The 25426-nt window shown below is 53.5% G+C and carries 21 protein-coding genes; 8 read left to right on the forward strand and 13 right to left on the reverse strand.

What is annotated here, in order from left to right; genetic code table 11:
- Positions 1 to 188: 188 nt before the first annotated feature.
- From ACR0AJ_RS19545 to ACR0AJ_RS19590, 10 genes are all read right to left on the reverse strand, one after another.
- The gene (locus ACR0AJ_RS19545; protein WP_217360554.1) at positions 189 to 1343 is read right to left on the reverse strand and encodes a Gfo/Idh/MocA family protein; all 1155 of its coding nucleotides are present in this window, start codon (positions 1341 to 1343) and stop codon (positions 189 to 191) included.
- Positions 1343 to 2398 (reverse strand): sugar phosphate isomerase/epimerase family protein, encoded by a 1056-nt coding sequence (locus tag ACR0AJ_RS19550; protein WP_170352000.1) that lies wholly within the window; start codon positions 2396 to 2398, stop codon positions 1343 to 1345. Before ACR0AJ_RS19550 ends, ACR0AJ_RS19545 begins: the two co-directional genes overlap by 1 nt.
- A 27-nt stretch (positions 2399 to 2425) precedes the next feature.
- Positions 2426 to 3484: a LacI family DNA-binding transcriptional regulator gene (locus ACR0AJ_RS19555; RefSeq protein ID WP_170351999.1), complete on the reverse strand. Its 1059-nt coding sequence runs from the start codon at positions 3482 to 3484 to the stop codon at positions 2426 to 2428.
- 7 nt (positions 3485 to 3491) lie between these two features.
- Positions 3492 to 5114, reverse strand: a complete 1623-nt coding sequence (locus tag ACR0AJ_RS19560) for a dihydroxyacetone kinase subunit DhaK (protein ID WP_170351998.1) — start codon at positions 5112 to 5114, stop codon at positions 3492 to 3494.
- An 11-nt stretch (positions 5115 to 5125) separates the two neighbouring features.
- On the reverse strand, positions 5126 to 6118 hold the full coding sequence (locus ACR0AJ_RS19565; protein ID WP_170351997.1) for an ABC transporter ATP-binding protein: 993 nt from the start codon (positions 6116 to 6118) through the stop codon (positions 5126 to 5128).
- Positions 6111 to 7208 (reverse strand): ABC transporter ATP-binding protein, encoded by a 1098-nt coding sequence (locus ACR0AJ_RS19570; protein WP_170351996.1) that lies wholly within the window; start codon positions 7206 to 7208, stop codon positions 6111 to 6113. Before ACR0AJ_RS19570 ends, ACR0AJ_RS19565 begins: the two co-directional genes overlap by 8 nt.
- A gap of 2 nt (positions 7209 to 7210) precedes the next feature.
- Positions 7211 to 7399: a hypothetical protein gene (locus tag ACR0AJ_RS19575; RefSeq protein WP_010442360.1), complete on the reverse strand. Its 189-nt coding sequence runs from the start codon at positions 7397 to 7399 to the stop codon at positions 7211 to 7213.
- Positions 7396 to 8334, reverse strand: a complete 939-nt coding sequence (locus tag ACR0AJ_RS19580; protein WP_170351995.1) for a carbohydrate ABC transporter permease — start codon at positions 8332 to 8334, stop codon at positions 7396 to 7398. The genes ACR0AJ_RS19575 and ACR0AJ_RS19580 overlap by 4 nt, the downstream gene beginning before the upstream one ends.
- The gene (locus tag ACR0AJ_RS19585) at positions 8331 to 9278 is read right to left on the reverse strand and encodes a carbohydrate ABC transporter permease (protein WP_170332156.1); all 948 of its coding nucleotides are present in this window, start codon (positions 9276 to 9278) and stop codon (positions 8331 to 8333) included. The genes ACR0AJ_RS19580 and ACR0AJ_RS19585 overlap by 4 nt, the downstream gene beginning before the upstream one ends.
- Before the next feature lie 79 nt (positions 9279 to 9357).
- Positions 9358 to 10677 carry an ABC transporter substrate-binding protein gene (locus ACR0AJ_RS19590; protein ID WP_170351994.1) on the reverse strand — a complete coding sequence of 440 codons (1320 nt, stop codon included), beginning with the start codon at positions 10675 to 10677 and terminating at the stop codon, positions 9358 to 9360.
- Between the two features lie 387 nt (positions 10678 to 11064).
- On the opposite strand from ACR0AJ_RS19590, the gene ACR0AJ_RS19595 reads away from it, so the two are divergent.
- The 4 genes from ACR0AJ_RS19595 to ACR0AJ_RS19610 all read left to right on the forward strand — a co-directional run bounded on the left by ACR0AJ_RS19595 (position 11065) and on the right by ACR0AJ_RS19610 (position 15780).
- On the forward strand, positions 11065 to 11844 hold the full coding sequence (locus ACR0AJ_RS19595; RefSeq protein WP_170351993.1) for an MOSC domain-containing protein: 780 nt from the start codon (positions 11065 to 11067) through the stop codon (positions 11842 to 11844).
- A 231-nt stretch (positions 11845 to 12075) separates the two neighbouring features.
- Positions 12076 to 13533, forward strand: a complete 1458-nt coding sequence (gene xylB, locus ACR0AJ_RS19600; protein WP_480741685.1) for a xylulokinase — start codon at positions 12076 to 12078, stop codon at positions 13531 to 13533.
- Positions 13530 to 14477 (forward strand): aldose epimerase family protein, encoded by a 948-nt coding sequence (locus ACR0AJ_RS19605; RefSeq protein WP_480741687.1) that lies wholly within the window; start codon positions 13530 to 13532, stop codon positions 14475 to 14477. Before xylB ends, ACR0AJ_RS19605 begins: the two co-directional genes overlap by 4 nt.
- Before the next feature lies 1 nt (position 14478).
- Entirely contained in the window at positions 14479 to 15780 is a 1302-nt protein-coding gene (locus ACR0AJ_RS19610) for a cytochrome-c peroxidase (protein ID WP_480741689.1), read from the forward strand.
- On the opposite strand, the gene ACR0AJ_RS19615 is transcribed toward ACR0AJ_RS19610, so the two are convergent.
- Together ACR0AJ_RS19615 and ACR0AJ_RS19620 are read right to left on the reverse strand one after the other, a co-directional pair.
- Positions 15781 to 17292 (reverse strand): CRTAC1 family protein, encoded by a 1512-nt coding sequence (locus ACR0AJ_RS19615; RefSeq protein ID WP_480741691.1) that lies wholly within the window; start codon positions 17290 to 17292, stop codon positions 15781 to 15783.
- Positions 17282 to 18499 (reverse strand): ROK family transcriptional regulator, encoded by a 1218-nt coding sequence (locus ACR0AJ_RS19620; RefSeq protein WP_226689166.1) that lies wholly within the window; start codon positions 18497 to 18499, stop codon positions 17282 to 17284. Before ACR0AJ_RS19620 ends, ACR0AJ_RS19615 begins: the two co-directional genes overlap by 11 nt.
- Before the next feature lie 151 nt (positions 18500 to 18650).
- On the opposite strand from ACR0AJ_RS19620, the gene xylF reads away from it, so the two are divergent.
- The 4 genes from xylF (at position 18651) to xylA (ending at position 23152) form a co-directional block, all read left to right on the forward strand.
- Complete coding sequence (gene xylF, locus ACR0AJ_RS19625) at positions 18651 to 19670, forward strand: D-xylose ABC transporter substrate-binding protein (RefSeq protein WP_155150139.1); 1020 nt, start codon at positions 18651 to 18653, stop codon at positions 19668 to 19670.
- Positions 19671 to 19733: 63 nt separating this feature from the next.
- Positions 19734 to 21032: a sugar ABC transporter permease gene (locus tag ACR0AJ_RS19630; protein ID WP_480649263.1), complete on the forward strand. Its 1299-nt coding sequence runs from the start codon at positions 19734 to 19736 to the stop codon at positions 21030 to 21032.
- Complete coding sequence (locus ACR0AJ_RS19635) at positions 21032 to 21835, forward strand: ATP-binding cassette domain-containing protein (RefSeq protein WP_170351985.1); 804 nt, start codon at positions 21032 to 21034, stop codon at positions 21833 to 21835. The genes ACR0AJ_RS19630 and ACR0AJ_RS19635 overlap by 1 nt, the downstream gene beginning before the upstream one ends.
- Positions 21836 to 21844: 9 nt before the next feature.
- A complete protein-coding gene (xylA, locus tag ACR0AJ_RS19640) occupies positions 21845 to 23152 on the forward strand; it encodes a xylose isomerase (protein WP_170379767.1) in 1308 nt (435 codons plus the stop codon).
- Between the two features lie 974 nt (positions 23153 to 24126).
- Here the strand turns inward: xylA and ACR0AJ_RS19645 are convergent.
- The gene (locus ACR0AJ_RS19645; RefSeq protein ID WP_480649261.1) at positions 24127 to 25305 is read right to left on the reverse strand and encodes an acyl-CoA dehydrogenase family protein; all 1179 of its coding nucleotides are present in this window, start codon (positions 25303 to 25305) and stop codon (positions 24127 to 24129) included.
- Positions 25306 to 25426 lie beyond the last annotated feature (121 nt).

Below are 25426 nucleotides of genomic sequence, written 5' to 3' on the forward strand. Positions count from 1 at the left end.
AGACGCGCCATCTGCGCATCCGTCAGCCAGAAAAGATCAGACATGGTCACCGCTCGATTTTCGAACCGTGAATCACGCAGCCAAGCGGAAATCAATGGGTCCTGACCCTAGAGGTTGGGTGCGCTTCGGTTTTTGGCAGATAGCCGTGCTGCCTTCCAAGATTTCTGCCTTATGCCCACAATCAGATTTTAAGTTAAGCTGACCCAAGCCGCATTCCTTGAAGAGCTTTGCACGCATGCGGCCACAAATTTAACACCATTGAGTCCGTCATGAACCGTTGGATAAACAACCGACCCGTCAGGTGAAATCCCATTTCGGAAGGCTTGGATTGCCTCTGCGGCCTCTCCATAGATATTCGCGAACCCCTCAAGATATCCCTCGGGATGTCCCGGAGGAACTCTACTCAACCGATTGGCTGCGTCACCAGCACCAGCACCATTTCGGGTTATCAAACGCTTGGGTTCGTTGTATGGCGTAAACCAAAGATAATTGGGATCTTCCTGGGCCCACTCCAGCCCACCTTTTTCGCCGTAGACCCGCAAACGAAGTGCGTTTTCATTGCCGGGAGCCACCTGAGACGACCACAGCATACCGCGCGCTCCACCTTCAAATCGAAGCAAAACGTGCGCGTTGTCATCGACTTTGCGCCCCGGCACAAAGGCCTGCAAGTCCGCCGCCAAGCTTTCCGCCTTCAGCCCGGTTACAAAGCAAGCGAGGTTGTAAGCATGAGTCCCGATGTCACCGGTTGATCCACCCGCGCCCGAGCGTTCGGGATCGGTTCGCCACTCAGCCTGTTTGAAATCCTGCTGCTCGGTCAGCCAGTCCTGGGGGTATTCAACCTGAACCACGCGGATCTTGCCGATATCTCCGTTAGCGACCATTTCACGTGCCTGCCGGACCATTGGATAGCCCGTATAGTTATGGGTCAGAATGAATAGGGCATTCGCGCTTTCCGCTGCTTTGACCAGCTTTTTTGCATCGGCAAGGGTCGAGGTGAGTGGCTTGTCACAAATTACATGAATACCGCGTTTCAGGAACTCGCGCGCGGCTGCATAGTGAACGTGATTTGGCGTGACAATTGAGACCGCCTCAATCCCGGATTTTAGTCGGGCTTCCCTTATCGCCATTTGTTTGAAATCTCCATAGACCCGTTCGAGCCCCAACGCCCGACCACTTTCAAGAGATTTCTCTGGCGTCGAAGACAAAGCACCGGCAACCAATTCAAACTTGTCGTCCAGTCGCGCCGCTATTCGATGAACGCCACCTATGAAGGCGTCGTTCCCGCCGCCAACCATGCCAAGTCGAATGCGGCCCGAGGTTTCTTCATTGCGTCCTGTGACCATCATTCAATCCCCAGCATTTTACGATTGGCTGCTTCGTCTGCGCCACCATCAGCGAAATCATCAAAGGCTTTCTCGGTAACACGGATAATGTGATCTGACACAAACTTAGCGCCTTCACGCGCTCCATCCTCGGGGTGTTTGAGGCAGCATTCCCATTCGACAACTGCCCAACCATCAAAGTCATTCGCCGCCATTTTTGAAAAGACCGCCCCGAAATCCACTTGGCCATCACCAAGCGACCGGAAGCGCCCGGCACGATCGACCCAGCTTTGATACCCGGAATAAACACCCTGCCGGCCGGTCGGGTTAAACTCGGCATCTTTGACATGGAACATCCGGATCCGATCTTTGTAGATGTCGATATTGTCCAGATAGTCGAGGCATTGCAGCACGTAGTGCGACGGGTCGTACAACATGCAAGCGCGTGGGTGATTGCCTGTCCGTTCAAGAAACATCTCGTACGTCACGCCGTCGTGGAGGTCCTCACCTGGGTGAATTTCGTAACAGACGTCAACGCCGCATTCTTCGGCATGATCTAGTATTGGCACCCAACGACGAGCAAGCTCCTCGAATGCCGTTTCGATCAAGCCAGCAGGGCGCTGCGGCCAAGGATAGACATAGGGCCATGCCAATGCGCCTGAGAATGTCGCATGCGCTGTAATACCCAAGTTTTTCGAAGCAGATAGCGCTTTTTTAACTTGGTCTACCGCCCATTCTTGCCGGGCTTTCGGGTTTCCTCTGACGCTTTCGGCTGCAAAACCATCAAACGCGCTGTCATAGGCCGGGTGAACGGCCACAAGTTGGCCCTGAAGGTGGGTTGAAAGTTCAGTGACTTCGACGCCATTTTCCTTGGCTTTGCCTTTGAAGTCATCGCAATAACTGGCGCTGGATGCGGCTTGTTCCAGGTCGAACAACCGGTCATCCCAACTAGGAACCTGAACGCCCTTGTATCCACAGTCAGCCGCCCATTTAGTGATCGCGTCCCACGAATTGAACGGCGCTTCGTCCCCCGCGAATTGCGCAAGAAACAATGCTGGACCTTTGATTGTTTTCATAAAATTTCCTCCCCAAAACCTGAGCCTCTATGGCGGTAAATTTTCCTTCAGATAGATATCGATACGGATACGTTCCTGTGCTTTGTTGAACGGAACCTTGTCCGAAGTTGCGCGTAATAGACGGACGGCAGAACGAACAATGTGCCCGGTATCTTGCGAGATTAAGGCGTCAAATGTGCCAAGCCTGAGCGCCTCACGACTGAGCGGAGTAAGCTCATGAGCTATGATCACCAGATCTTTGCTGAGTTTGTTCTCTGAAAGAAATTGAATCAGGCCCGCATTGCCCGCTGCTGACGAGTATATTCCGACCAGATCCGGATAGATTTCAAAGATTTCGGGCATCATCCTGTAAATCAGATCCGGGTCATCCCGACCCTCGACAGACGCTACGACTTCCAGGTTCGGAAATTCCTCAGCCACAACAAGGTCAAAGCCTTGACGACGCTCCAGATGGTCACGCGCCAAACGGGATCCTGTAAGAACCAAGACCTTGCCTTCACGATGGACAAATCTTCCCATCAGCTGAGCGGCGGTTCGTCCTGCCGAAACGTTATCAATTCCGACAAAGTGGTCTCGCTCAGAACTTGGCAAGTCAGACACCAAGGCAACAACCGGAACGCCTTTGTCCCTGAGCCTTTTTACAGCGTCGCGGACAGAAGGCGTTTCGGGCCCGAAAACGGCGACTCCGTCAACGTCCAAACTGTCGACAGCATCTAAAATGTTGACGATATCTTGCGGCTCGAACGGAGCAACGTTCTTTACTGCAACGCGCGTCCGTTGGATAAATTGGTCACGTGTTTGTTCAGCGATCTGACTGCTTATTGCCTCCACAAACTCGTTGTCCGTGTCTGGTAAAACAAAGAGGAAATTGTAGACGCGGTTTCGCGCCAGGTTGGCTGCGGCGGTGTCGCGCACATACCCCAGCTGATCAATCGCCTTCTGTACTTTCTGTACAGTCACTGCTCGCACGCCGGGGCGCCTGTTCAAGACCCGATCAACGGTCGCCAGGCTGACACCCGCCACGCGAGCGATGTCATTAACGGTTGGCTTTTTCACCAATTCTATTTTTTGTTTTTGATCTTCCACGTGTTCTTCAGCCCTCAATCTCCCGTGCCAAGCCTTCAAACAACAAAGCAACAGCTTCAGCGCCGGGATCGTTATGTCCAACTAGGTTTTCTTCGGGAACATAGGCCGCGCGGCCCGCCTTCGCACGACGAATATTTGCGGTGTTGTTCGCGCCTTCGCGGGCAGCTTTGGCTGCATGCGTCAAACCAGATGGCAGCGCGGCAAGTGCTGGTGCCAGGGCGTCAATCATTGTCCTGTCACCGACCTTGGCACCCCCAACCTGGCTGACGCGATTCAGGCCTTCGACCAGAGACTTCGATACCGAAGCCCCGCTCGCACAAGCATCACCAGCTGCGTTGAAGAAAATTGCGAGTATCACGCCAGAAGAACCACCCATTGTCTGGCTTAACTCATTTCCTAATGCCGGAAACAGTTGCGTCAGATCAGCAAGCGGCATGCGGTCAAGGCTACCTTGCAATGCTCTTGCGGCCGTCGCCAATGTGCTTCCTGTATCGCCATCTCCGGATTTCGCGTCCAGCTCGTTCAGGTTCTTCTCTGCGTTGATGAGCAGTTCAGACAACCGGGTGATCGTTTCCCTTGTGGCGGGATTGTTCGAAGGAATTGGATCGATAGGAGTCAGCCCATCAGGCAGAGGTGCGACTTTTATCGGGTCGATAGAATTGACGCCGGGCCAAGCCGCCAGGTCAACAGGCGCTTTAAGCGCCGATAAATCGTCCTGATCTACCGTCAGAATGGAAACAGAAAATCCATGCATATCCAGCGATGTCATCATTGGGGCCGGGCCTATGATGTGATGGGCAATACCAGTTTCGGACAAGGCATGCGTGAGGACAGCCATTTCCAACGGCGTTGTAGAACCCAGGTTGTTGACCAACGCCACACAACCCCCGGACCCCACCCGTTGTTTCAGCTTCTCCACAACTGTGGACATGGCCGATACAGCATTTGAGAATTCGACTTGCTGTACACCGGGCTCGCCATGGATACCCAAGCCAAGCTCTGCTTTTCCGGGGGCGATCCTGTCTTCTTTCGGAGATCCCGGAACGGTACAGGTGTCCAGGCTCATACCGATGCTGACGACCTTGGCTATGGTGCGTCTTGCTGCGGCGGTGACGGTGTCCAGATCAGCACCACTTTCTGCAAGCGCTCCGGCTATTTTGTGCACGAACAACGTACCTGCCACGCCACGTGGTTGCGGAAGGTCGGGCAGGGCGATGTCATCATCAACGACGACCATCTCTACCTTGCGACCCAATGCACGGGCGCGTTCAGCCGCTAGTCCAAAGTTCAGCCGGTCACCGGTGTAATTCTTGACGATCAGCAGGCACCCAGCTTCACCCGTGACCGCAAGAATGCCCGCCAAAACCGCTTCGACTGATGGGGATGCAAAGACTTCCCCGCAGACCGCGGCCGTAAGCATACCAGCACCAACAAAGCCCGCATGGGCGGGTTCGTGGCCAGACCCTCCACCAGAAACCAAGGCGACTTTCGACCTGTCCCAATCCGACCGGTAGACAACCTTGATATGCGGGTATCCGTCCAATCGGGTAAGTTGCCCTCCGGAGGAGGCTAGAAGACCATCAATGGCCTCTGTCACCAGGGTTTCTTTTGTGTTGAGGAACTGGGCCATGCTTTTGCTCCTTAATTCACTCGCGCGCCGGACGCGTCAAAATACAATGGGTTGTGTGGGCGGATTTTTATAGATTTTCCAGATGGATAGTCCTGATGGACATCAATCAAGGTCACAACCGGGTGACCGTTTAAGTCCAGGTGCAACCGCGTTTGATCCCCAAGATGTTCAGCGCGTATCACACGCGCTTCACTGCCTTCGCCTTCAATGATGTTTTCCGGGCGCAGGCCAATCTGCGGGCCTTTGTGATCGCCTCCGAACAACTCGGACGGCAAGATGTTGATCCGAGGCAGACCCAACCGGCTGGCTACGTAAACACTGCCCGGGTTTTCATAAATGTCCCGGGGTGTTCCGTACTGCACCAACCGGCCGTTTTCCAAAACCCCGATATGTGTCGCCATTGTCATGGCTTCGACCTGATCATGGGTCACGTACAGCAAAGTCGATCCCAGATCTGCCTGAATTCTCTTCAGTTCTACCCGCAAATCCGCCCGTAGCTTGGCGTCCAGAGAGCTGAGCGGTTCGTCCATCAGAAATATCTGGGGGTCGCGCACAAGCGCCCGTCCAATTGAAACGCGCTGCATTTCACCGCCAGACAATTCAGTGGCTTTGTTGTCCATTTTGTGCGGGATCTGGAGGATCTCAGCGACTTCGTTTACCTTCCTCGTGATCTCATCCTCTGGTGTTTTCAGGATCGGCGACCGCAGAGGGAAAGACAGGTTTTCCCGCACTGTCATATGCGGGTACAGCGAGTATTGCTGGAAGACCATTGCTACATCGCGCTGAGCGGGAGTGTCTATTCCAACGTCACGCCCGGCGATGCGCACTGTTCCTGAGTCCAGTTTCTCAAGCCCTGAAATCAATCTCAGTGTTGTTGTTTTTCCCGCGCCAGTCGGACCCAACAACACCACAAAGGCACCGTTGGGGATCGTCATTGAGATATCATCCACCGCTGTGACGTTGCCGAATGACTTCGAGATGTTCTCCAAAACGACTTCAGCCATTGCTTAGTACCTCGTCGTTCAGAGCGGACCTCAACGCGCGCCCGGTAGATTTTTCAAACAAAGTTACTGCGGGGGAGCGGAACTCCAATCCCACTGTCTCACCGGGACTGACGACCTCGCGTGCATCAATGCGGGCTTTCAGTTCTCCGTTCGGACTTTGCAATGTTACGATCTGGGTGGTTCCAAGGTATTCTGCGGCCAGAACCTTGGCCCTGTATTCGCTCGCATCCGACAGAAAAACATGTTCGGGGCGAACGCCAAAAACCAAGTCACCTTCCGCCCCTTCCATCAATCTCGGTACGGCTTCGTCATGGCCGTTCAGTCGAACCGTTTCCGAGCCGGGTTCGACCTTTCCCTGAAACGGCAGGAAGTTCATCGAAGGAGACCCGATAAAATCCGCCACAAACATCGTCGCCGGTTTGTCGTAGATTTCCTGAGGTGTGCCAAATTGCTCGATCACAGCATTATTCATCACCACGATCTTGTCGCCCATTTGCATGGCTTCCAGCTGATCATGCGTGACGTACACAGTGGTCGCCCCCATGCGATCATGAAGCGCACGCAACTCTTCGGCCATGTGTTCCCGAAACTCAGCATCCAAGGCACCAAGGGGTTCGTCCATCATGAACGCCTTGGGCTCCCGAACAATCGCGCGACCCAGCGCTACGCGCTGTCTATCGCCACCTGAAAGTCCACCCACTGGGCTATCGAGTATGTCGTTGATCCCCAGAATTCCCGCGACTTCCTCTACTTTGGCTTTGACAGCAGCACGCGGCATGCCCTGCGATATCAGGGGGTAGCTGATATTCTTGCGCACGTTCATGTGGGGATACAGCGCGAACATCTGGAACACGAAGGCAATGTCCCGTTCTGATGGCGGCCGCTGGCTGATCTCTTCACCGTCCAGATAGATTTCACCCGACGTTGGAAGCTCCAACCCTGCAATCATCCGCAGTGTCGTCGTCTTTCCGCAGCCAGATGGCCCGAGCAGCATGAAAAACTCACCATCCTCAATCGTGAACGAGCTTTCGCGGACAGCCGTGAAGTCGCCGAACATCTTCTTTACGTTTTTGACTACGATCTGGGCCATTTCTACTCCGGGAAATGGCTGACGATGATGAACATGACGGTTCCGATCAGCGTGACGATGAAAGAGTAGGTGAAGGCCCAAAGGACAAAGGGCTGCATCAGCATAAAGACACCCAGTGCGATAAGGATGGTTGCGACCATCTCCCATGGGCCGCGGCGGAGCCGCATCAATCCGGTTAGAAAGTCGCTCATTTGCGCACGGCTCCGAATGTGATCCCACGCAGCAAATGTTTGCGCATCAGGATGGTGAAAATCATGACGGGGATGAGGAAGATCGTTGCACCGGCCGCCACGGCAGGCCAGTCCAGACCGCCGATACCGATAATGGTCGGGATGAACGGTGGTGCAGTCTGTGCGTTCGCGGATGTCAGCAGCACGGCAAACGCGTACTCATTCCAGGCGAAGATCAGGCAAAAGATTGCTGTTGAGGCTATGCCGGTCGCGGCTTGCGGCAGCACCACTTTGTAGAATGCCTGAAACCTCGTGTAGCCATCTATGAGGGCGGCCTCTTCGTACTCTCTTGGGATTTCGTCGATGAAACCCTTCAGCAACCAGACCGCCAGGGAAATATTCACACCCGTATACAGCAGGATCATTCCCAGATGCGTGTCGCTCAGCCCAAGGTTTCTGAACATCAGGAAGATTGGGATGGCAACAGCGACCGGGGGCATCATCCTTGTACTGAGGATGAAGAACAGCAGGTCGTCCTTTAGTGGGACTTTGAACCTGCTGAACGCGTAGGCGGCCAGCGTGCCAAGAAAGATACTCAAGAACGTCGAGCCGAATCCGATGATAACTGAATTCATAAAGCGCTCACCGAATTTGGATGGTCCGACAATCACCATGTCGTATTGGCGCACGATCTCATCGGCCCAGTTCTGCGGTGGGTTCGCTTCCAGAAATTCCTGCGTCTGCCGCGTGCGTGTGGTGAAGAGATTGACGTAGCCTTCAAGCGTTGGGTCAAAGACAACCTTGGGCGGGTAGCTGATCGCATCGGCTGGAGACTTGAAGCCAGTTAGCAAAATCCAAACCAGCGGGATCATCGTGATCAGCGCGTAAGTAATAACCAAGAAGCCTGCGATCCACTTGGACCGGTTCGAAGGTTCAGTGACGGAAAAATTACTCATCTCTGTTTCACCTTGTTCAGGGCTTTGACGTAGATCGACGCAAGGCCGAACACGGTGACGAAAAGGATGATCGCATAGGCCGAGGCATAGCCCGTACGCCACTTTTCAAAAGCCTCCCGCTTGAGATTGATTGAAGTGAGTTCCGTAACAGAACCGGGCCCTCCACCGGTTAGCTGAACCACTAGGTCGAACATCTTGAAGTTCTCGATCCCTCTAAACAGCACGGCCAGCATCAGGAACGGCAACACCATCGGGATGGTGATCGTAAAGAACTGCCGCAGCTTACTGGCTCGGTCGATCTCAGCTGCCTCGTAGATGTAGTCGGGAATGCTGCGCAGACCGGCCAGACAGATCAGCATCACGAAGGGGGTCCACATCCAGGTGTCGACAATCACGATTGCCCACGGGGCCAACGTGACCGATCCCAGCATTTCAAAGCTCGATGGGTCCTTGCCGGTAAACCAGGACACGATGTAGTTAAACAGGCCGATTTGAGGTTGATACAGGAACTTCCAGAAGTTCCCGACGACTGCAGGAGACAGCATCATCGGCAGCACGATAATCGTGGTCCAAAGATCGTTGCCCTTAAATTTCTTGTTGATCAGCCATGCCAGAGTAAACCCGATCAGGACCTGGAAAAAAATTGTCCAGAACAGGAAATGCGCCGTCGCCTGCATATTCAGCCATGTGTCCGAGTCTGTCAGGATACGCTCGTAATTCCTGAGCCCGACATCTTTGACTTCACGCCCGATCCGGTTGGCCTTGTAGTTGGTAAAGCTTAGTTGGATGGTCCAGATCAACGGAAAGATGTTGATCGCCAGCAATAAGAAAATCGTTGGTGAGATGAATATCCAGGCGATCGCGCGGTCGGATAACCCTCGGATTTTTCGCGCAACTCGCTCGGGCGTTGCCTGCGCAACGCGATCTACGGTCCTGTCAGACATCTCTTTGCCAGTTCTTTTTGGTTTCGGACACACGGGTGAAGGTGGAGCGGGATAGCACCCGCTCCTAGCTGCCTCCAGACTACAGCTTGCCTTCGTCTTCGAAGACTTCCGTCCAATCTTCGATCAGAAGATCTAGCGCTTCTTGAGCTGTGCCTTGGTCGGCAACCACGTAGTCGTGGATACGCTTCTGCATTGCCAGCAGCAGTTCCGCATAGGCGGGCTCTTGCCAGAAATCCTGAACTCCAGCCATTGCTTCCAGAAAGTCACCGGCAAACGGTTGGCTGTCTACGAAACCAGGATCTTCCAGAACCGAGTTATGTGCCGAATAGCCTCCAAGTTCCCACCATTTGGCCTGAACTTCCGGCTGTGCAAACCACTTAATGTACTCAAGTGCGGCGTCCTGTTTGTCAGAGTAGCTGACGACAGAAATACCTTGTCCGCCGAGTGTCGAGCCTGGCTGATTTTGTGGTGGGTTCACGAAGAAGTCGATCTTGTCACCACCTGTATTGGGATCGGCATATAGACCAGGGAAGAACGCAAACCAGTTCATAGCCATAGCGACCTGACCGGACTTAAATGCATCCAAGCTCTCACCCATGTAGGAGTTGGTATATCCAGGAGGCGTCGCCGTTTTGTAGAATTCTTTATAGAACTCCAGCGCCTCAACCGCTTCCGGTGAGTTTACTGCGCCTTCCATATCATATGAGCCCGGGGTGTTTTCGTATTTGAAGCCCCAAGGATACAGTGCTCCGGTCACACCCATGGTGATCCCTTCCGAGCCGCGCTCGGTAAAGATTGCTGCCCCATAGACGGTCTTGCCGTCGATCTCACGACCTTGGAAGAACTGCGCGATCTGCAATAGTTCTTTTTGAGACTCGGGCTCGCGTAAATCCTGACCAGTTGCTTCTTTGTATGCGGCTTGAATTTCGGGGTTTTCGAACCAGTCCTTGCGATAGAACCAGCCATTTGCGTCACCCATCGCAGGCAGCGCGTAGTAATTTGGTGTACCCTTGGGCCAGGTTGAATAAGCGTAAACTGTGGCAGGTGCGAAGTCGTCCATGCTGATGCCTTCAGCGTCGAAAAAGTCGTTCAGTTGGACATAATGACCGTTTTCGGCGCCGCCGCCGATCCATTGGCTGTCACCAATCAGCAGGTCGCAGAGCTTACCTCCAGAGTTCAGTTCATTCAGCATCCGGTCCGCAAAATTTGGCCAGGGAACAAATTCGAAGTTCATCGAGTGGCCGGATTCTGCTTCAAATTCTTTTGATAGCTCAACAAGCGCGTTGGCCGGGTCCCATGCAGCCCAACAGAGTGTCAGATCTTCAGCATTTGCCTTGGTAGAAAGAGTAGTAGCGGCAAAGACTATTGCGCTGGCTGAGGCCAGTTTTGTGTAAGTCATCCATTCCTCCCTTTTTTGCGCCGTCAATCGAGGATGTGCGAATCGCGGCATACATCCAAGGCTATTTGAGGTACGCACCTCAAGTCCAGATATTTTTGAGGTTCGTACCTCAAGAGACCAGTAGAGATCGCAAATTTTGTTTCTTAGCTATTGATTCCTAGAGAAATTGTTCTTTGAACTTGATGCGCATGTATTTTTGGCAGCGAAGTATTGAATGGTCATATCGACTTAAATGGGCGCAGCCGTCATGCGGCCAACAGGTTCAGAGAACCCGCTTCTGAAGCGTTCAATGATTATTTGGTCGATACCTTTGAGAATTCGAGATAGCGTCAAACAGCGCGGACAACTCGGGACCGTGCATAACTCTTTTTGGTTAGGTGTTGACGTATGAGCAATCCCTCCATCGTCCGATTGAACCGCTACCCTATTAAAGGCTTGAGTTCCGAGCCTATGCGAACTGTGACGCTGCGAGCAGGAGAGGGCATTCCGGGCGATCGCCTGTTCGGATTTGCTCGCTACAACTCCGGTTTCGACATGCAGAACCCAATGCCACTGCCGAAAGATCGTTTTGTCGTTTTGTTGAACGAGGCTGCACTGGCAGGCATTCAGACCGGTTTTGAAATTGAATCTCAGGCACTTGAGATCAATGCGAACGGAAAGACACGACGCTTTGATATGCGAGAGTCTGAAGATCGGGAGAAGGCGGCAGAGTTCCTTTCTTCAGAGATCGACTTAAAAGATCCAGAGCTGCCAAAGTTTGTTTCTTCTACTCCTCATAGGTTTACAGATGTATCTGTCGTATCGCCGCAAATGATGAACGCGATATCCGTTTTGAATCTGGCCTCTGTGAAAAAGTTGGGCGAACAACTGAACGCAGAAATTCACCCGGCGCGCTTCCGAGCGAATATTGAGATAGACGGATTACCTTCGTTTGCTGAGCTGGATGCAGTTGGATCAGTTTTAAGATTTGGCGATGTCGAGTTGAAGATACTCTCACGTACGAAAAGGTGTGCAGCAACTGAAGTGAACCCGAAAACGGCCGAGCGCGACTTGAAATTACCCTACCTTATTCGGAAATTGATGGGCCATATGGATATGGGCGTCTATGTCGAAGTGGTTAGTGGTGGAACGCTAACGGTCGGTCAAACCGGGAAAATACTCGCTTAAACCTTGCCTCCTGCCAAAGTGGCTTTTCTAAGAGGTTTGAGCCATGTTCGGTCAGACGATTAAACTCAACTCTTGCTCTGACTTTCTTTTGGCTATCCGGGGTATCGAAGGACGTCGCATTCGAGCGTTCTGATCCAGAAACGATTGGAAGGCACTCCTTTGACGGAGCCTTGACAAGATCTCTGTTTCAAATAATTTTAGTCATTAAAATATTTAGACAGGTGGTGCTCAATGTATCTGGGCTTAGATTTGGGAACGTCAGGTCTCCGCGGGATTCTGGTAGATGACTCAGGACACGTTGTCGGTGATGCCGAAGTCAGCATTTCCACCTCGACGCCCAAGCCTGGCTGGTCTGAGCAGGATCCTTTGGATTGGACCAACGCTTGCGACGAGGTTGTTGGGAAGCTTCGCGTCGGCAACCAGCAAGCATTCTCAAAATTGCGAGGTATTGGCCTAAGCGGACACATGCACGGCGCTACACTACTGGATTCTGATGGCGAAATATTGAGGCCCTGTATTCTTTGGAACGATACACGGTCAGCTGATGAGGCGAGGATACTGGATCAATCGCCAGAGATGCGCGCAATATCGGGAAACATCGTATTCCCCGGGTTTACGGCGCCGAAACTCGAGTGGTTGCGCAGCCACGAGCCGGATGTGTTTTCAAAGGTAGACAAGGTGCTGCTGCCGAAAGATTATTTGCGGTTTTGGCTTACTGGCGAATATATCTCAGACATGTCTGACAGCGCAGGAACATCCTGGCTTGACGTTGACACTCGGCAGTGGTCCGAAAGGGCGCTGGCCATAGGTCACATGCGTGTCGAGCAGATGCCGCGCTTGGTCGAAGGTAGTGATCCGGGTGGAGAGTTGAAGGTCCGTTTGAGGCAGGAGTGGGGGCTTTCGAATCCGGTTGTCGTGGCTGGAGGTGCTGGCGACAATGCTGCCGCAGCTTGCGGGATCGGGAGCATCAACGACGGCATCGGTTTTGTCTCACTCGGAACGTCTGGCGTGTTGCTTGTTGCGCGGGAAGCCTATGCTCCTGATCCGGAAACAGCCGTACACTGTTTTTGTCATGCGGTTCCTGATCGGTGGATACAAATGGGTGTCATGCTTTCTGCAACGAACAGCATGAACTGGCTTGCTCGCAATCTAGGCGAACCCGTGGAAAGACTTGCTGCAGCTATGCCAGGAGAATTAAATGGACCTTCTGCGATCACCTTCCTGCCATATCTGTCAGGAGAACGGACGCCGCATAACAATAGCCATATTCGAGGCGCGTTTTTGGGCGTGGACATCTCGTCGGAATCCGCTGAGTTGACCCAGTCCGTAATGGAGGGTGTTTCTTTCGGAATGAGAGATTGCCTGGAAGCACTGAAGAGCACCGGAACCCAGCCAAATAGCCTTATGGCAGTTGGAGGAGGTGCTCGATCTCGGTTCTGGCTGGAAACCTTGGCTACTGTTTTGCAAGTTCCGCTGGAATTGCCAAAAGGCAGCGAATTCGGTGCCGCAATGGGCGCTGCACGACTCGCGATATGTGCTGCCAACGGCGCTGAACCGGCGCAAGTCATGACGCCGCCGGAAATTCAGGAACGCATTGAACCACGCGGCGATCTGATTGACGCCTACGAAAACGAATACCGGAGATACAAGCAATTCTATCAGGCGCTTGCGCCGCTGGCAGTAAGATGAAACCAGAAACGGGTAAAGCCTCTGGCATTGAAAATGCTATTCTCATCGATGGAAACATGCGTGTTTCGATCCTGAACTATGGGGCTATTACGCAGGGTTGGTGGTACAAGGACGTCCCGCTCATCCTTGGGTTCGAGGACCCAAATGAGTATCTCGCCGATACGCGTTACCTGGGCGCTATTGTTGGGCGCGTTGCCAACCGGATCAGAGGCGCGACGTTTGAATTGGATGGTGCCAGTTTTGAACTGAACGCCAATGAGGGCAAAAACACCCTGCATGGCGGCGACGATGGGCTGTCTAAACAGTTCTGGGAATTCGAACAGATTGCACAGAATGAGGCCCTGTTGAGTTACGTTTCTCGCGATGGGGAGAGCGGCTTTCCAGGGGAAATCAGGTTCGAGGTCAGGATCTGCCTACAGGGTTCACGCTTGGTCTATTCAGTAGCTGCACAACCTGACCGGCCGACGCCGATAAGCATTGCGCAACACAACTACTACACTTTGGGTGCCGCAGAAGGCGTAGACCAGCATACGCTTAAACTAACTTCAAATCGGTATCTGGACATCGACGATCAGGGTATTCTGTCGGGCAGAGTGCTTGCGACCAACGAAAACGGGTTGGATTTTTCAACGCCCAATATGATTGGAAGTGTGCCTGATGGGATTGATCACTATTTCTGCTTTGATCATGATCGCGGCCCAAAGGCTCCGGTGGCGGAACTCACTTCACCCTCTGGCCTTGCGTTGACAGTCTACTCTGACCAGCCCGGAGCACAGGTTTATTCGGGTTATGAGCTGACGAAACCACGTCGCGCTTCGCGTGGTGTGTGTATCGAGCCATCGGGTTATCCCAACGCACCGAATATCTCTTCGTTTCCCTCAATAATCTATACTCCGGAGAACCCGTATCGGCAGGAACTTATTCTAGAAGTTTCTAAGGAATGACATGAGAGCAGTTTCGCTATTCTTGATTATAGGCTCAACAATCTCAATGGTGGACGGTGCGCGTGCCCAATCGCTTGGTCCTTTGCCAGAGTTCCTCGATCCTGACTTTGTAAGTGCTGAGCTGGGGCGTTTGCTGTTCTATGACCCGATTTTGTCTGGCAACAAGAATATCAGCTGCGCGACCTGTCATCATCCCAGGCTTGGCACGTCCGACGGTGTTTCCCTTGGTATAGGGGAAGGGGGAATTGGGTTGGGTCCAGAGCGGACATTGGACCCAGAGAATACCCCGGAACAACGTATTCCTCGAAACTCACCGGGGCTTTGGAATCTTGGAGCCACTGAGTTCACGACGTTTTTTCATGATGGGCGACTAGAGGTAGACACAACGCAACCTGATGGTATCAGAACCCCGTTGGGTACTCATATGCGGTCTGGTTTCAAGTCCGCGCTGGCCGCACAGGCGATGTTCCCGGTTTTGTCGCCAGACGAAATGGCGGGTCACTATTCTGAGAATGTCGTGAGCAAAGCGGTTCGCCTCGGATTTCTGACACAGCAAGGCGGTGCGTGGGATTTGATTGCAGAACGTGTTGCGGCCATTCCAGAGTACGAGCAGAGGTTTGAGGACTTAGCGCCGGATGATGAAATTACGTTCACGGCAATTGCCAACGTAATCGCGGACTTTATCGCGTTCGAGTGGCGCGCGGATAACAGCCTCTTCGATCGCGCGATGCGAGGTGAGGCTGAATTGCCAGAAGAGGCCGAAGTTGGCATGGGCCTGTTCTACGGAAAAGCTGGCTGCAGCAACTGCCATTCGGGCTGGTTTCAGACCGATCACAAGTTTCATTCGATTGCACTGCCGCAGATCGGTCCGGGAAAGGCGGCGCGATTTGAAAACCATGTCAGGGACGATGGGCGTCTTCGCGTAACCGGCGATTCCGAAGACGCGTTTGCTTTTCGTACGCCATCTCTGCGCAACGTGACCCTGACTGCGCCATACGGACACAACGGAGCCTATGCTGAACTTGAGGACATAGTACGCCATCATCTGGACCCGGTGGCGTCCTTGCGAAACTACTCGATCGAGATGGCCACCTTGCCGGACTTCCCCGGCTCTGACGACCAAAGGGCAATGTCGGATAATCAGCACTTGGGTGCGATTGCCCAAAGCAACAGCTTGTCGAAAGTAAGCCTGACGGATCAGGAAATCGACGTTCTTCTCAGATTTCTGGCAAGCCTTGAAGACCCGGCAGAGCGGTTAGGTGTGCCCGACCAAGTTCCAAGTGGGTTACCGGTTGAAAAGTAATCAGCGGTGAAGACGTATGATTTGGTTGGGCTGATAGTCCAACCACTCGTCTTTCGAACCATCCGGCCAGATCATACGAACCTGCACCTGGTCCTCACTCCCGAGCCCAAAATGCTGAAACCCAGCGATGCCACCAGCGTGACCGCCGCCGATTGTTAGCTCTCGGGTCTGAACACCCAGCGAGGTTTTGACTTCAACAAATCCACCAATCGCTACGTGATTGGATTGATCCTGAGTGACATCCAGCAATAGCCAGTTGCCACCTTGAGAAGTGTTCTGGCTGACTTCTAGCTCAGAACCTCGGTTGACGACCACCAGATCCAGCTTCCCATCGTTGTTCAGGTCAGCAATCGCCGCACCACGAGACTTAGCCATCGAGGCAGCACCGGCATCTGCTGCAGCTTCAATAAACTGTCCGTCGGAGTTCTGTAGTAGTAGGTTATTGGGGTCGTTCAGAGCTGCATCGGGCATCTGTTCTACGTTTCCCTTGGCCACGAATATATCGTCCCGGCCGTCGTTGTTGACGTCGCCAAACTGTGCGTGCCACCCGGTGGATGGCCTTCCGTCTCCGCCGATATGCGGTCTATGAGCGGTCGTACCCTTTTCGTAAGTCGCATCGAGCCAGGTCGGGCCGTTTGTCACTGGGTCAAAAATCTGGAGTTTCTGGTCACCCATCGAGGTCAGATAAACTTCGGGAAATCCGTCTCCTGTAAGGTCGCGAGAGGCGATCCCCATTCCCCAGATCGAAAATGGAAGCCAGCCTTCGTCTTCCGAGTATTGCCGAGGCTCGGGTTCCATCGCCCATAACTGCTCGTGACCGCCGCGAACATAGTAGTGACGGTCGTTGCTGACGCGAAGATCAGCACGGCCAGTTCGGGCCCAGTCCGAAAATAAAATAGAAAGTGAGCAGTAGCCGGGCTCAAGATGCAATGGCTCGTGATACAAGTCGCCTTCTGGGCGGTACAAAAGGGTTGGCCCGCAGGATTCAAAAGGACCTTCGGGATCAAATCGATCAACATAAGTGCCAAACGCCAAGGTCGGTAAAGTTTGCCCGCTTTCCCATGTTGCTGAGAAACCTGTGGTCCAGTGATCCTCGGACTGAAACCCGAGTTCAGTGAAAGGGCTGAATTGGCAGTCGGTATCGCCCCGAAGAAGCAGGTCTGGGCCAACACGCAAAATCGCCAAATCCACTATGCCGTCGCTATCAACGTCGAGAGGGTAGGCGCCGGTCACACCGGCCAGCGAAAGATCTTCAGGCGTCTTTGCCTGAAATGCTATCTGTTCCTTCGAGGTATTGATGAACAGTTGAGACCGGTTGGAACCGCCAGCCAAAAAGAGTTCTGGCAGCGAGTCCCCATTGCAATCGAAAACGGCCACACCACCGCCGACAAAATGCTCCCACCCGCCATCATAGGCATGTTTTGGTACATCCACATTTGTAAACTGGGGAATAACAGTGTCCGCATTCGCAACTGTGGCCAAAGTCGCAAATATCGCAAACTCAAGACGCATTCGCCGTCAGCTCCTTGACCTTGAGAATTGAGATTTGTTCAATTCCATAGGCTGCCGCCCCCTTGGCCCACATCATGTCACCCCAGTGATGAACTTTGATCTGGGGCAAAGGTGCATCGACATTCACAACGCCGTTTTGAATGCGGGTCATAACTTCGTTGGAACACAAATGCTCAAAGCTCATTTGTGCCCCCGAGACGATAATGCACTCTGGGTCATACAAGTTGATCAGGTTGGAAATCCCGAGGCCAAACATCTGACCTGCGCGGGCAAGCACTGATGAGGCTCTGTCGTCACCTGAGTTGGCGCGGTCATGTATGTCGGAAACGGTTTCCATGTCGTTGGTATGACCGGTGACTGTCATCTCACGGATCAAAGCATAGTCGCCCACATAGGCTTCTAGACATCCGCGTTGACCGCATTGGCAAAGGGCTCCGTCAAGTTGAACTTTGGTGTGCCCAAACTCAGCGCCGCAGCCTCGTTCTCCACGGTATAGTTTGCCATCCAATACGATGCCAAGGCCAACACCGTGTTCGATCGTAACAACGAGGAAGTTCTTTAAACCCTTACCCAAGCCAAAAAGCTGTTCGGCCTTGGCGACAAGATTGGCGTCGTTGTCGACGAATACGGGGCAGGGCAGCTCATTTGAAAGCAAGTGGCTGAAATCAATATTTCTCTCAGCAATCGAGGATGACCAGTGGACAAAATTCTTGTTTGCATCGACCAGTCCAGCCACCCCGATAGAAACACCTGCCAAATGAGCGACAGTACGATCGATCTGACTGCAGGTTTCTTCAAGAGCTTCGCGGATCGCCGAAACAAATACTTGCGGCGACATTCTGGCGTGATCCAGAGCATATTTATGGGATGCGACTTCGTTACCTTCAAAGTCGACCAAGATAACGGAGATTACTTGCCGAGCCACCTTGAGGCCGGCCACAAGGTGCATCTGGCCGTCCAATTGCAGCAATACTCTGGGTCTGCCTCTCTTCCCCGACTTTGACTGTGCTTGGCTTTCAGTCTCCTTCACCAGCCCGGCCGAGATGAGATCAGCCGTGGCGGCGGTGACAGTCGCAGGGCTGGTTTGCAAGGCGGATGCAATATCGATCCGCGAGACGGACCCCTTGGCTCTGATGTGCTCCAATACCCGTAAGCGGGTCGTATTTCTTTGTTCCAAAGAAACCGGAGAGGCTTTGCTTTTCAGCATCTTGTCCTCGCGAATCTTGCTGTTGATCCAATCTATTTGAATTTGGGTGCGTCTTGTAGAGTAAATATTTTACCGGCTGAAATAAATATGGTATTCAAATTTGTGAGAGCCGCGAATCGAAATGCGATGGCTCGGCAAATGGGAGGAAATCATGAAGAGAATTCTCAGCTTTTCGGCTGTGGCCACTTTGTTGGCTTCGACCGCATTCGCAGAGCCAGTGGTCGGCGTAAGCTGGTCGAACTTTCAGGAAGAGCGTTGGAAAACAGACGAAGCGGCCATCAAATCGGCGCTTGAAGCAGGGGGTGCCGAGTACATCTCGGCAGACGCGCAGTCGTCTTCCGCAAAGCAGCTTTCGGACATTGAAAGCCTGATCGCCCAGGGTGTAGACGCGCTTATTATTCTGGCCCAGGACGCGCAGGCAATCGGACCGGCTGTTCAGGCTGCGGCGGACGAAGGTATTCCAGTCATTGCCTATGATCGCCTGATTGAGGACGACCGTGCGTTCTATCTGACCTTTGACAATGTGGAAGTCGGCAGAATGCAGGCCCGGGCTGTTTTTGAAGCCATGCCCAAGGGCAACTACGTGATGATCAAAGGCTCTCCTACTGATCCGAACGCAGATTTCCTGCGCGGTGGTCAGCAAGAGATCATCGGAGCAGCCGTCGACAGCGGTGACATCGTAATCGTTGGTGAGGCCTATACGGATGGCTGGTTGCCGGCGAACGCGCAGCGAAACATGGAGCAGATCCTGACCGCGAATGAGAACAACGTGGATGCGGTTGTTGCGTCAAATGACGGTACTGCAGGCGGTGTTGTTGCTGCGCTGACCGCACAGGGCATGGAAGGCATCCCGGTTTCCGGTCAGGACGGCGACCACGCAGCATTGAACCGTGTCGCACTGGGAACGCAGACGGTTTCGGTTTGGAAGGATGCTCGCGAACTTGGAAAGGCCGCTGGCGAAATCGCTGTCGCATTGAGCGGTGGGACAAGCCCTGCTGATGTCGAAGGCGCAGTTAGCTGGACATCACCGGGTGGGACCGAGATGAACTCGGTTTTCCTAGCGCCTGTTCCAATCACTAAGGACAACTTGTCCGTGGTTGTGGATGCCGGATGGATCCCGCTGGAAGATCTTTGCCAAGGCGTTGAAAACGGACCTGCGCCTTGTAACTAAACCACTCAGCCCTGGGCCTCTTAGTCTGGGCCTGGGGCAAATGCTGAATATGAAAGATCGGAAATGACCGAAACTTCGTCTCAGCCGATACCTGAAAAAGCGAAACCCAGCCTGTTCCAGCAACTGGAACTGGACATGCGACTTTTGGGAATGATCGGCGCGTTTGTCATCCTGTGCATCGGATTCAACATCTTCACAGATGGAAGGTTCCTGACGCCGCGCAATCTATTCAACCTGTCCATCCAGACGGTTTCAGTGGCCATTATGGCTTGCGGAATGGTGTTCATTATCGTCACGCGACACATCGACTTGTCGGTTGGCGCACTATTGGCAACAACCTCGGCTGTGATGGCAATGACGCAAACCGAGCTTTTGCCGCAGGTACTTGGTATGGGTTTGAACAACCCGGCAACCTGGGCGATCACAATCGTTGTCGGGTTGTTTGTCGGCACACTGATTGGTGCGTTTCATGGCTGGATGGTTGGTTATCTGACGATACCAGCGTTCATCGTTACGCTTGGTGGATTTCTGGTTTGGCGAAACGTGGCGTGGTATTTGACCAGCGGCCAGACGATTGGTCCTCTGGATAGTACATTCCTGATGTTTGGCGGGACCAACGGGACATTGGGAACGACGACAAGCTGGCTGTTCGGCTTGTTTGCTACTGCGATTGCCATCTGGGCTTTGTGGAGTGGGCGACGCGCAAAAGCGTCACATGGTTTCCCGGTAAAACCTGTTTGGGCCGAGGCCACTCTGGCGGGGATAATCGCAATTGCTATCCTTGGGTACGTTTACATCGTAAACAGCTACGCCATTCCGACGCGCCGGCTGCAACGTATGTTCGAAGCGCGCGGCGAGACAATGCCAGAAGGGCTGGTTGTAGGATACGGCATACCGATTTCTGTCCTCATACTAATCATAGTAGCGGTTACCCTGACGATCGTGGCACGGAAAACCCGGTTTGGTCGATACATCTTTGCCACTGGTGGCAACCCGGATGCGGCAGAGCTTTCAGGTATCAACACTCGGCTGCTGACCGTGAAAATCTTTGCTTTGATGGGTTTCTTGTGCGCCGTGTCCGCGGTGGTCGCCTCGGCCCGCTTGGCAAACCACTCGAACGACATTGGTACGCTGGACGAACTTCGGGTCATCGCCGCTGCAGTGATCGGAGGAACCGCATTGTCGGGCGGCATCGGTACCATCTATGGCGCGATCCTTGGTGCATTGATCATGCAGGCGCTGCAATCGGGCATGGCAATGGTTGGCGTTGACGCGCCGTTTCAGAACATCGTCGTCGGCAGCGTCCTCGTGTTGGCCGTCTATATCGACATCGTTTACCGCAAGCGACTGGGGGCCAAGTGATGCAAGCTCAGGATACTCAGAAAAAAACTTCCGGCACTGGGCGTGGGTCAGGCGCGCCGCCATTGGTCGAGATGCGCGATATTTCGATTTCCTTCGGTGGGATCAAGGCCGTCGACCATGTGTCGGTCGATCTCTATCCGGGTGAAGTCGTTGGCCTGCTTGGCCATAACGGGGCCGGGAAGTCCACTCTGATCAAGGTTCTGTCCGGCGCCTATCAGATGGATCACGGTGAGATCCTGATTGATGGCAAGCCAGTCGAGATTGGCAATCCCCGTGACGCCCGGGCGAATAACATCGAAACGATATATCAGACGCTCGCCTTGGCCGACAATCTGGACGCGACATCGAACCTGTTCCTGGGGCGTGAGATGACGACGCCTTTTGGTTTGGTCAACGACGCAGCCATGGAGGCCGAGTGCCGAAAGATCATGGCTCAGCTCAACCCGAACTTTCAGAAGTTCAATGACCCGGTCTCCGCCTTGTCGGGCGGGCAAAGACAATCAGTGGCGATCGCTCGGGCTGTCTACTTCAACGCACGTATTCTGATCATGGATGAGCCGACAGCAGCGCTCGGGCCGCATGAAACTCAGATGGTGGCGGATCTGATCCACCAGCTAAAGGCGCAAGGCATCGGGATATTTCTGATCGATCACGACGTGCATGCCGTCATGGAACTGTGCGACCGCGCCTCGGTCATGAAGAACGGAAAACTGGTTGGGACGGTCGATATCGCAGACGTAACTGATGACGATCTATTGTCGATGATCATTCTCGGCAAGCAGCCAGCACAAAAAGCAGAGTAGGGGGCAGAAATGCCAAGTGGATTTTTTGAAGGGATCGAGAAGGTCCAGTTTGAAGGCGTGGACAGCAAGAACCCGTTGGCCTTTCGTCACTACGACCCGGATGAAATCATCATGGGCAAGCGTATGGAGGACCATCTGCGGTTTGCGGTGGCTTGGTGGCATTCATTCGCGTGGGAGGGTGGAGACCCCTTTGGTGGACCTACGTTCGAACGCCCATGGTATCCTCAGGACGATATGGGCCGGGCCCGCCAGAAGGCAGATATTGCATTCGAATTGTTTGAGCTTTTGGGGCAGCCATTCTTTTGCTGGCACGACGCTGATATCCGGCCTGAACAGGGAAATTTTGCCGATAACCTGCGCACATTGGAAGAAATCACCGATTATATCGGTGAAAAGATGCAAGTTTCTGGCACGAAACTGCTTTGGGGTACGGCCAATATGTTCAGTCATCGTCGCTGGATGTCTGGCGCCAGTACCAATCCTGATCCCGACGTTTTTGCGTTCGCTGCAGCGACAGTAAAATCCTGTATGGATGCAACTCACAAACTAGGCGGTGAAAACTATGTTCTGTGGGGAGGTCGTGAGGGCTACGAAACCCTTCTGAACACGGACCTGAAAACTGAATTGGACCACATGGGCCGTTTTCTGAACATGGTCGTAGAGTACAAACATAAGATCGGGTTCAAAGGCACCATTCTTGTGGAGCCGAAACCTCAGGAGCCTTCCAAGCACCAATACGACTATGACGCAGCTACTTGCATCGGTTTTCTCAGGAAGTATGGGTTGGAGAACGAAGTGAAACTAAATCTCGAGCAGGGCCACGCGATCCTTGCCGGGCATAGCTTTGAGCATGAAATTGCGGTTGCGGCTGCTGAAGGGATGCTGGGTTCGATTGATATGAACCGCAACGACTACCAATCCGGATGGGATACAGACCAGTTCCCGAACAATACACCGGAAGTTGCCCTAGCTTACTATTACATCCTGAAAGCTGGTGGTTTTACCACCGGGGGCACAAATTTCGACGCCAAAATTCGCAGGCAATCGATTGACGCTGTCGATCTGGCGGCGGCTCATATCGGCGGAATGGATATATGCGCACGTGGTTTGAAAGCAGCGGCTGCAATGATTGAAGATGGAGGTTTGGAAAACGCGCTTTCGCAACGCTACTCCGGTTGGAAGTCTCCCAAAGCGGAGTCCATGTTAGGCAGTAGTCTGGATGAAATTTCCGCTCGCGTTTTAAATGAAGGAATAAACCCAGAGCCGCAATCTGGACGCCAGGAAATACTAGAGAATTATGTGAACAGATTTGTCTAACTGCCAAACTTGGGTGTTTTCCACTGCTGTCAAAAGTCATGCCAAGCCGTCTTTGGTGCTGAGGGCACGAATGGAGGTTTTGTTCATAACCCGTCCATATAGACAAAACCCCTCCTTAATATGGTTGAATGGCCTCAATTCGTTTTGGGTCACAAATGATTGACGTTTGGGTCGCTAATGAGTGACGTAAATTACCGATTTATTAAAGTTTTATCTGTCGATTGAGTCAAATATCAGTGGCGTTCCACATTTCCTGTTGGACGTCACACGAACCTGACCCAACCGTCATAGTTGGACTAGATACTAGGTGAACGTTCGACATCAGAAGGCACCCCCCCAATGTTGGACATCAGTTGAATTTGATCTGACTTCCCTTTCGGAAAATCAGAGCTGATTTGCAGGTCAGACAGCGAAGCTGCCTGTGCCTGCTAATCTGCCACGTGGCGATCGCGGGAGGGGGCGAGGCAACGCTATTCGACAATAGTGGTGCGGCCCGCAGGCGCAGCCGAGGACACGGTGTTGTCTAATAGGGTTGCCCGAGGGGGAAGGCAGTGTCTTACCCCTGATGGCCAGGGGCGTTTGGCTTGTCCAAATCCCGTTGTCTCACAAAACAAAAGCATGAGCGCAGTACGCTATGCCACCGTTGGGAACGTTTACCTCAACACTCAATGGTCGGCAAAAAGTTTGATGTAACTGTTCTTAGTTCAGAGCGTCGTTAGAGGCTTTGAGCCCTTACCAGGCCTTCTCCCATTCCAATAACTTTTGCTCATGCAGCAAGCCACGAACCGCAATATGCGGACAGTCTGAGTGGCTTAGTTAGAGGCAGAGAAGCGGACAAAGGTTGAATTCGCTGCGGTTGCACCAAGGTCTGCAATATCGAGTAACCGGCCGCATATGCGCGGCTGGTCTTTCAATTTTACCGCTCTCTGAGGAGATTTTCAGGTCGGTTCCGTTTCTCCGGCGGGTTGGAATGTTCAGACAGTCTCACCAAATCCTTTCGGTACTGGCAGATCAGGCAAGGACGCCGCTCGTTTTTGCAGGGCCCGCCCGATAACTACACGGCTGATTTCGGTTGTCCCGTCCACAATCCGCAGCATTTGCGCGAGGCGGGACAAACGATCCAGACCATAAGGCTGCAGCAGACCCATGCCGCCCAGCACTTGCGTGCAGGTATTTGCAGCCTTCACTGCGGCATCTGGCACAAACCGTTTGGCATGGGCGGCCATCAGTGGGCCCTCGGGCGTGCCAAGGGCCTCTGCCGCCTTGCGGTACAGTAGCTTCGAGGCTTCAAGATCGGTCGCAACCTCGCCCAGCATCCACTGGATCCCGTCCAGATCGAGGTTCCTGCCACCAAACATCTTGCGGTTCTTGGAATAGGACAGCGCCGTATCTAATGCAGCTTGCATCAATCCACAGCATCCTGACGCAATCGAAACGCGGGCAATATCGATCGCCATGAGTGAGCCTTGCAGGCCCTGGCCAATGGGCAGGATGATATTGTCTTCGCTCACCACGACATTGTCCATGTACATCTCGGCCAGAGGCAGGAAGTTGTAGGACGGGGTGTCGTAGAGCGGGCCAAAACTGAGGCCCGGAGCGTCGGCGGGAATGGCGATCATCGCCATATCCTTGTGGCCGGGTGCATCACTGGTTTTGACCACGGTGAAATAGATATCAGCCTCGGTCGCCAAGCTGACCCATGCCTTCGCACCGCTGATCGTCCATGTGCCGTCATCATTGATCACGGCTCGCGAATACATGTTTGTGGCATCCGATCCCGATTGCGGTTCGGTCAGCGCAAAGTTCGCCAGTTTGCGGCCAGAGGTCAGATCCCGCGCCCACTTTTCCTTGAAGGCATCTGTGCCATAGCCGCAGCCCGCGAAGGTGCAGATGTTATGCATCGACAGGGCAAAGGCATAAGCGCCATCTCCGAGCCCCAGTTGTTCGTAGACCTGAATGCCCTCTGAAAGTGGCAAGCCCTGGCCGCCAAACTCTTCGGGGGCGTACAGCCCAGTCAGGCCAGCGGCCCCGGCCTTGTCCGACGCATCACGGGGCCATGTCTTCGTGGCGTTCCAGGCGTCCACATTTGGCAGGATGACCTGCTCGGCGTGGTCGCGTGCGGCCTGGAGTATGGTGGCGAGTTTGTCTGACATTGGTGGATCCTTTCAAGGGCGATTGTTCTCAGATGACGCCACAACCCGGCAATCGTGGATGGCCAGACTGATGAGCTATGAAGGCGAAACTTCAGCTGAAAATGCTTCTCTGCGGCAAGAT

This window comes from Ruegeria sp. CJ9 (genome assembly GCF_056536625.1).